We start from the raw sequence: 7,239 nt of genomic DNA on the forward strand, positions 1-7,239 counted from the left end.
AAGCTGTAGGCGGCAGCTATTTAAGGCGCCCGATCGGCGTCGCCGTGGATTTTTTGTCCAGAGTCCTGGGCGATCCGAGGAGGGAGATAGTCTACGTGAAGACCGACGCGCCTGAGCCGCCGGATTTCTGTTGCGATGTAGGCGCCGCGTTGAGGGCCGAGGTGGCCGAAGCGCTTAGACGCGCGGGCGTGGAGAGGCTCTACCCGTTCCAGTTCGACGCCATCAGGAGCATAAGGTCGGGGAGAGACACGGTGATAATCGCCGGGACGGGCCTGGGGAAGACCGAGGCGTTTCTGGCGCCCATACTCGAGGACAGCTTGGACACCTTCAGGACCCCCGTGGCCGTCATCATGTATCCGACCAAGGCTCTGGCCAGAGACCAGCTGGGGAGAATAAGGGCCCTCGCCGATAGGCTGGGGGTCAGGGCCATGGTCTACGACGGCGACACGTCACCCAGGGAGCGGAGGATATTGTACCAATCCCCGCCCCACATATTGGTGACCAACCCCGATATGGTCAGCCAGGCCCTCATGTACGTCTCGAAATTCCGCCAGCTGGTGTCGAGGTCTAGATACGTCGTCCTGGACGATTTCCACGTCTACAACGGAGTCCTGGGCTCCCATATGTTCTATCTCCTCAGAAGGCTGGAGCGCTTCGTGAAGCCGCAGTTCGTGGCCACGTCGGCCACTCTGGGCAATCCGGCCGAGTTCGCCGAGCTCCTGCTGGGCAGGAAGGCGAACGTGGTCCAGGGGCCTAGGGGGAGGCGCGGCGAATTGGTGCAGGTGCTGGTGAGGCCGCGTTTTAGGTCCAAATGGGCTGAGGCGGCCGATCTGGCCAAGGCATGCATAGAGGAGGGCCTCAAATGTCTGGTCTTCACCGACAGCCATAGGTACAGCGAGATGATATACAGGTCGCTGAAGCTTGAAGGCTACGGCGAGGATGCCGCAGTCCACAGAGCCGGGCTCGGGGCCGAGGAGAGGAGCTGGGTCGAGGAGGCGTTCAAGAGGGGCGAGATAAACGTGGTGGTCGCGACCCCCACGTTGGAGCTGGGCGTGGATATAGGCGATGTGGACGTCGCCGTGCTCGCCTCGGTCCCGCCGACCTTCAACAGATACCTCCAGAGGGTCGGCAGAGTGGGGAGGCGAGGGCAGACGGGCTACGTGGTCCAGATATTGGGCAACGACCCCATATCTAGCTACTACAGGAACTACCCCGACGAGTTCTTCGCAAGATCGCCTGAGCCCCTGGGCCTGGAGCGCGAAAACGAGGACGTGGCGTCTCTCCACATGCTTGCCATGGCCGTCGACAGGCCTCTGAGGGAGGAGGAGCTATCCCCCTACCAGATCCGCCTCCTGGAGGCGCTCGCGTCGGCCGGCTATCTGGAAAAGAGGGGGCGTTTCTACCTTATATCCAAGGCCGGCCGCGAGAAGCTGTCGGATCTGTCGTTGCGCGGGAGCCCGCACGCGGTCAAGATCAAGACGGCGGACGGCGGATTGTTGGGCCATAGGGAGCTCCCCCTCGCCCTATACGAGCTACACCCAGAGGCGATATACGCCCACGGCGGCTCCACCTACATGGTGAAGTCGCTGGATCTGTCCAGGAAGGTCGCCGTCGTGGAGCCGACGGACGCCGAGGATCTGACGACCCAGGCCCTGGAGGACATGGAGCCCCACATGGAGGAGGTGCTGGAGGAGAGGAGGGCCGAGGGGATCCTCTACCAGTACGGCAGACTTAGGATAAAGATCAGCGTGTACGGCTACGCCCTCAAGAGGTTCACCACCGACGAGACCCTGGGGGAATACCGGATAGAGCCCGTATCCTACGAGTTCAGGACCAAGGGCGCCGTCTTCTACATGCCGCACGTCCGCTTCAGCCCCAACGACGCGGTCGACTGGGAGGCGCGGGCCAAGGGTTACCACGCGACGGAGCACGTGCTCATCTCGGCCGCCGAGATCGCCCTGGGCGCGTCCAAGACGGACCTGGGGGGCATCAGCTACCCCGACGGGGCGGTCGTTATATACGACTCCCATGTCGGGGGAAACGGCACCACGAAACTGCTTCTCGGCAACTTCAGGAAGGTCGCCGAGGTTGCGTTCAAGATAGTCGACAGATGCGACTGCGCGGACGGATGCCCCAAATGCGTCTACTCTCCCTACTGCGGCAACAACAACAAGATGCTGTCGAGGAGAAACGCGGCGGAGATACTGAGGCGCATACTGCGCGGCGAGGGCGCGCCGGCGGTCGGAGAGATACCTAGATCGGCAAGGGGGATCGTGTAATCACCCTATCCACACGAGTCCCTCCTCGTCTATCTGCTCCCTTCCCTTGCCCGCCCTCACCGAATTGGCCTTATGCGTCAACCGCAGATCCTCCGCCGCTTGCAGCGCCGGCTCCGGCACGTACAGATCGGCGTTGAGGGGATCGGCCAAGCTCCTCCCCATCCTGTTCTTGTGGCGCCACACCGCGCCGTTGATCCTCTTGATCAACGCGAACAGAGACGGGTCGCCTCTCCACTCAGGCGGCGGATCCTCTATCCGCTCCCTGTGGATGGATCTGCCGTAGAGCTCGCGCCATATCTTGTCCGTGACGAAGGGCATTATGGGCGCCAGCAGCTTGAGGCTGTACTTCAACACGGCGTAAAGGGTGAATATAGCTCCGTTCTGCTCTTCCGACGAGAACACCCCCTCTCTGTTGTAGGCTCTCGACTTGACGGTCTCTATATAGTGGTCCGCGAACTCGTGCCAAAGGAAGTCGTAGAGCGAGAGGGCCGGCTCGTACACGTCGAAGTTGGAGTACGCCCTTATCGCCGCCGCGGCCACCTCGTGGGCTCTCGCCAGCACGGCTCTGTCTATCGGCATGAGCTTATAGCTCGAGGGCTCCTCGAACGAGGTGACGAACCTCGATATGTTCCATATCTTCGTCGCGAAGTCCCTCCCCTCCTTTATTAGGGATTCCAGATAGCGGTAGTCGCTCCCGAGCTTGGCCGCCGCGGCGGCCCAGAAGCGGGCCGCGTCGCCGCCGTATTTCTGCACCGGCGGCAGCGGATCTATGATGTTGCCCTTGGATTTATGCATGGCCTCCCCCTTCTCGTCGAGGCCCATCCCGCTGATCCTGACGTACCTAAACGGCACCTCGCCGTGCAGCAGATAGGCCCTGAGGAGCGAGTAGTAGAGCCAGGTGCGGATTATCTCGTAGCCCTGGGGCCTCAGTATTTTGTCCGGATACACCTTCTCGAAGAGGCCCAAACCCTTTGTGTAGCCGGCGGCGTACATCCAGCTTATGGAGGAGTCGAACCAAGTGTCCAACACCCTCGTGTCGCCCACAAGTTCGCCGTCGGGGCACTGCGCCTTCACCTCGGGCGGAGGCTGGTCGCGCCAAGGCCTATAGTAGCGTCCCCCCTCGGGGGCTATCGGCATCAGCCCATCGCCCTTTCTGCAGTACCACAGAGGCACCTCCGTGGCGTAGTAACGGCGGCGTGAGACCGGCCAGTCCAGCTCCAACGACTTTATCCAGTCCTTGAGCGTGTTCCTGAACTCAGGCGGCCTGAACTCCATCCGGTCGGCCAGCTCCAGAAGGCGCTCCTTGAACTTCAGCTGATGCACGAAGAGCTCCCTCGTGGTGATTATCTCCAGCGGAGTTCCGCAACGCCAGCAGACCGGCACGGTGTGGTGCAGAGGCTCCCGCCTCACTATCAACCCCGCCCTCGAGAGATCCTCGACTATCTTGGCCCTCGCCTCCCTTACGGTCAGCCCGGCGTAGGGCCCCTCCTTCATGCGTCCCCCCTCGTCTACGACGACCCTTATGGGGAGCTTCAGCTCGTTGACTATCGCCAGGTCGCGGGTGTCGCCGAACGTGGATATCATGACCAAGCCAGTCCCGAAATTTGGATTGGCGGCCGGATGAGGCACTATGGGGACCTCCTGGCCCATGGGAGGCACCACTGCGTGCAAGCCCTCCAGCTGTTTATACCTCTCGTCGGCCGGGTTGAAGATGACGGCGACGGTGGCCGGGAGGAGCTCCGGGCGCGTCGTCGCTATCACTATATCGCCGCCGGTCTCCTTCACCCTGAACTTTATGTAGTTCAGGAACGTATCCTCCTCTCTGTACTCCACCTCGGCCTCCGCCAGGGCTGTGCGGCAGCGCGGACACCAGAGCGTGGGCCTCTCGGCTTCATATATCAGACCGCGCCTCCACAGCTCTATGAAGGTCTTCTGCGTCATGGCGCGGTACTCCTCGCTGTCGGTCCCCTTATCCCAATAGGTGAACGACATGCCCCATCTGCGGAATACGGACACGAAGTCCCTCTCCAAACCGTCGAGCTCGGCCTTGCACATCTCCAGGAACTTCTCGCGAGGCACCTCGTGGGCGTTCATCCCATACTTCTTCTCCACTTGAACCTCGACGGGCAGGCCGTTGCGGTCTAGATAGAACGGGAAGACGACGTTGTATCCCCTCATCCTGAAGAAACGCGCCACCATGTCTATCTGCGCGTAGTGGGCGGTCCCGCCTATATGGGGTCTGCCGGAGGGATAGGGAGGCGGCGTGTCTATCACGAGATAGTCGCCGTCGGGGTTTATCCTAATCGCGAAGAGCCCCTCCTTCTCCCAAGCCCTTATGAGGTCCTCCTCCCACTCCAGCCGCCACCTGGCTTCCTTCAGCCTCGGCACTGGGGATAATATATAACGGCTTTTTAATATCACGTTACGGCGGCCGCCCATCGACGGCATGTTTCTGAGGGGCCTGGCTTGAGGAAGGAGGTCCCCACCAGCAACAAGGAGGATGGGGGCGTAGGCTCGGTAGCCGAGCAGAGGCTCGTGGCCTACGTCGACTCCTATACGGCGGAGGCGTCGTGAGGGGCGGCTCCGATGTATATCCTTCAACGGTAGGGCGTATTCTAGTGGCGGAGTAGTTAGGGAGGTAGGGCTTGAGCTTGGCTTCGGCGGTAGAGCCCGGGAGGCGGATCGGCGCAGATTCAATGCGCCGACGGCTTGCCGGCCTTCATAGCGATGGTGAAGGAGTATATGCAGATCCTATGGGAGACCTCGCGGTAAGGTTTTTATAGTGGGTGTATTGGGGTCCGATGCTGAACCGCGAACTGTACTTGATTATAAATAATCTGGGTGGGAAAATCGGCGAATTCTTGGTGGAGCTGAATTTCGATCAGCCGGGCATATTGGCCGCTCTCTCCAACGTATTTGCAGACAGCAACGGGAATATACTCAACATAGCGCTGGACTCCGGGCGCACCAAGATCCACTTCATAGTGGACGTGACTACGGTTGACGAGCAAGATCTGGAGGAGCTCCCCAAGAGGCTGGGCATGTTTGCCTTCGTCAAGAGGGTGCACCACAGGCTGGCCTTGAGGAGGATCTTCGTGCCCAGGTGGATTTCACACGTGATAAACAACGAACCGGCTCTAGCCATCGAGAGGAATTTTGTGGCTAAGCTCACCGATATGGACAGGATGGCGCTCGACATGGCGAGGAGAGACGCGGAGATCGTGAAGTCCGCGTTGCAGGACGGCGATTTGGAGGAGCTCCACGAGGCGGCCTACGTGGTCCAGCTGAGGGGCCTGGCGACCGTTCAGGACGACAACAGCACGAGCAATTTGGTCAATATAAAGTACTGCAGGACTGTGTATCCGCTCTTCAGGAGGTATATAGATACGTTTATATCCTCGGTATCCAATAGGGGCTATAGGCTATTGGACGAGGGAGGTTGCGTCAGGCTTCAGATAGCCTGAGATCGCCCTCAGATAGCCGTCCAGCAGGCCGGCCTTCTCGAAAAGCTCGCACGCCCTGCATACTTCTCTGGACGAGGGGGATCCGCAGTATTTGCATCTGCCGTAGGCGGCCCCCTGGCCTTGCATCATCTCCCCTAGCCGTCGCCCGAAGCTGACCAGGTTGTACTTGACGTTGGGCATCTTCGCCTCTAGTTCTGCCAGCATGAACTTCAAGCCGTATCTGGGGTTGGTGTAGACGTAGGGGCATTCGAGCTCCATCAGCGGTATGCCGTGGTAGTGGGCGTAGACCGCTATTTCCTCCTCCCTCACGTATTTCAGCGGCTTTATGCGCATCACCAGGTCTTTCTCGTCGGCGTCCTCTAGGCCGAGCCAGGCGAACCGCCTTAAGTTCCCCATCAACACGTTCAGCAGGACCGTCTGGGCTTCGTCGTCTAGGTTATGCGCCGTGGCTATCTTGGTCCAGCCGCGCCTCTTGCCTATGATGTTCATGGCCTTGCGCCTCAAGACGCCGTCGACGGCGCACATGTGGACGTCGACGCCGTTTTTCCACAGCCGCTCTGCGACCTCCAGGGCCGAGTACCCGAACACCTCCTTGAAGTTATATACGGAGTACGCTATCCCGTACCTCTCGGCGAGCCCCTTCACGAAGTCCGCCCTGGACATCCTGTAGAAGCAGCTGTAGGGATGGCCCTCGTTGATGGTGAAGGCCTCAAGCGCGACGTCCTTGAGGAACCCCTTGGACTTCAGTCTGCCCAAGACGTCGAGCAGCACCAAGCTGTCCTTGCCCCCCGATATGGCCACCGCCACTCTGTCCCCGGGCTCTATCATCCTCTCCTCGCGGATAGTGCGCCTCACCCTCTCCTCGATCGATCTAAATAGACAATTGAGGCAGAGCCTCTCGCCGCTGCTCCTGCGGAGGAACTGGGCCGGCCTCTTGCCGCACGAGGTGCAGAGAGCGGTCATCCCAGGTGGGGTATTGCGCCGTGTTTCTTCTCCGCCTTCTCTATCTGGATGGTGTATGTATCGAATCTGGTTCTAAATATATAGAAGACGGCGCCGCAGTGCTTGCACCGGGCTATCATGATGGTGTTCTCGGGGCCTTTATGCCGGTAAGTATGCGGCGGCGGCATCGCCTCCCACTCGGGGAGATTGCACACGGGGCAGAATATCGACACCGCTGAGGACCTCGAAATTGGCTTATATAATTTTAGGGGAATATGGTCGCCGAAGCCGCGGGGTATCTTTTTATGCGGCCGTTAATATCGTGAGGATAGTCCAACCGTCCGTCCGCCTCCTGGGCGCCTGGGGCTCGGAGGCCCTGGCGTCGGCCTTGACCGACATCCTGTATAGAGGGACGTCCGTCGAGGACGCCCTCAAGGCCCAGCCGCAGGGCGTCGTCGAGAGGAGGGTGTCGGGGTTCTACAGGCAGGGCCACTGGTCGGTCTTCGAGTTCATGGGGGCACAGCTCCTGGTGGAGTGCAGTAGGGCCTGCCACA

Annotated in this window: 6 protein-coding genes; 3 read left to right on the forward strand and 3 right to left on the reverse strand. The window is 60.4% G+C overall.

Translation table 11 applies throughout. The features are described from left to right. Nucleotides 1-44 precede the first annotated feature (44 nt). Complete coding sequence (locus B7L68_RS07895; protein ID WP_081247131.1) at nucleotides 45-2,279, forward strand: DEAD/DEAH box helicase; 2,235 nt, start codon at nucleotides 45-47, stop codon at nucleotides 2,277-2,279. On the opposite strand, the gene B7L68_RS07900 is transcribed toward B7L68_RS07895, so the two are convergent. Next, entirely contained in the window at nucleotides 2,280-4,718 is a 2,439-nt protein-coding gene (locus B7L68_RS07900; RefSeq protein WP_238136385.1) for a valine--tRNA ligase, read from the reverse strand. A gap of 362 nt (nucleotides 4,719-5,080) precedes the next feature. On the opposite strand from B7L68_RS07900, the gene B7L68_RS07905 reads away from it, so the two are divergent. After that, nucleotides 5,081-5,743, forward strand: a complete 663-nt coding sequence (locus B7L68_RS07905) for an ACT domain-containing protein (RefSeq protein WP_193432490.1) — start codon at nucleotides 5,081-5,083, stop codon at nucleotides 5,741-5,743. Here the strand turns inward: B7L68_RS07905 and B7L68_RS07910 are convergent. Together B7L68_RS07910 and B7L68_RS07915 are read right to left on the reverse strand one after the other, a co-directional pair. Continuing rightward, a complete protein-coding gene (locus tag B7L68_RS07910) occupies nucleotides 5,702-6,706 on the reverse strand; it encodes a TIGR00269 family protein (RefSeq protein WP_081247133.1) in 1,005 nt (334 codons plus the stop codon). The two genes, B7L68_RS07905 and B7L68_RS07910, sit on opposite strands and share 42 nt — an antisense overlap. Next, on the reverse strand, nucleotides 6,703-6,918 hold the full coding sequence (locus B7L68_RS07915; RefSeq protein WP_081247134.1) for a hypothetical protein: 216 nt from the start codon (nucleotides 6,916-6,918) through the stop codon (nucleotides 6,703-6,705). The genes B7L68_RS07910 and B7L68_RS07915 overlap by 4 nt, the downstream gene beginning before the upstream one ends. 86 nt (nucleotides 6,919-7,004) lie before the next feature. On the opposite strand from B7L68_RS07915, the gene B7L68_RS07920 reads away from it, so the two are divergent. Continuing rightward, the coding region (locus tag B7L68_RS07920; RefSeq protein WP_238136386.1) for an FAD-dependent thymidylate synthase at nucleotides 7,005-7,239 on the forward strand (235 nt) is incomplete at its 3' end.

This window comes from Thermoproteus sp. CP80, from assembly GCF_002077075.2.
In the GTDB taxonomy this organism is placed as follows: Archaea; Thermoproteota; Thermoprotei; order Thermoproteales; family Thermoproteaceae; genus Thermoproteus.